Origin of the sequence: Streptomyces sp. SP17BM10, assembly GCF_036322405.1 — a bacterium.
Classification (GTDB): Bacteria; Actinomycetota; Actinomycetes; order Streptomycetales; family Streptomycetaceae; genus Kitasatospora.
On the sequence record NZ_JAQYXB010000598.1, the window covers coordinates 1 to 946 of the forward strand.

Annotated in this window: 1 protein-coding gene; it reads right to left on the reverse strand. The window is 74.8% G+C overall.

Going from position 1 to position 946, the window contains the following annotated elements; translation table 11 throughout:
- Window positions 1–927, reverse strand: a 927-nt coding sequence (locus tag PUR71_RS21735) for a condensation domain-containing protein (protein WP_329928741.1), incomplete at its 3' end; no start/stop codon positions are given.
- Window positions 928–946: the final 19 nt, after the last annotated feature.

Here is a 946-nt window from a genome sequence, read left to right on the forward strand (position 1 = left end):
CCGCCCCGCCACCACCGTCCCCACCGGGATGTCATTGCCCGCACCCAACCGCGACAACAACACCGCCCACCCCGCCCGCAGCACCATGAACAACGTCGCACCGCACTCACGCGCCAACCCCACCAACCCGGCGTGCACGTCCGCCGGCACCGCCAGGTCGACCACCCCACCGGCGAAGCCCGGTTCCAGGGGCCGCGGCCGGTCGGTGGGCAGCGTGAGCTCCTCCGGCAGTCCGGCCAGGCGCGAGCGCCAGAAGTCGAGCTGCCGGTTCGCCAGAGCCTCGGAATCGTCCTCGTCGCCCAGCACCTCCCGCTGCCAGAGCGCGTAGTCGCCGTACTGCACCGGGAGTCCGGTCCACGCCGGAGCGTCGCCGGTGGTGCTACGGGTGGCGAAGGCCTCGGCGAGATCGCGCAGCAGCGGGCCCGTCGACCAGCCGTCGCACGCGATGTGGTGCACCACCAGGAGCAGCACGTGTTCCTGCGGCGCGATCCGGAACAGCCAGGCCCGGATCGGGAGTTCGCCCGCGAGGTCGAAGCCGTGGCCGGACGCCGTCGCCAGCCGCCCGTCGAGCTCGTCCCGGCCGCAGGCCCGCACCTCCCACGGGACGAGTGGTTCGCCCGTGACCGGCACGATCCGCTGCCACGGCACGCCGTCGACGACCGGGAACACCGTCCGCAGGCTCTCGTGCCGGCCCACCACGTCCTCCAGCGCCGCCCGCAGCGCTCCCTCGTCCAGCTCGCCCCGCAGCCGCAGTGCCGTCGGCACGGTGTACGTCGAGGCGCCGGACACCCGTTCCCACTCGCGCAGGAACCAGAGGCGCTGCTGCGCGTGCGAGAGCGGCAGCCGCTCGGGGCGCTCGACGGGCCGCAGCGGCGGCCTCGGGGCCACCTCGCCGCGCCGGTCGAGCAGGGCGGTCAGGCCGGCCACGGTCGGCGCCTGGAACAGG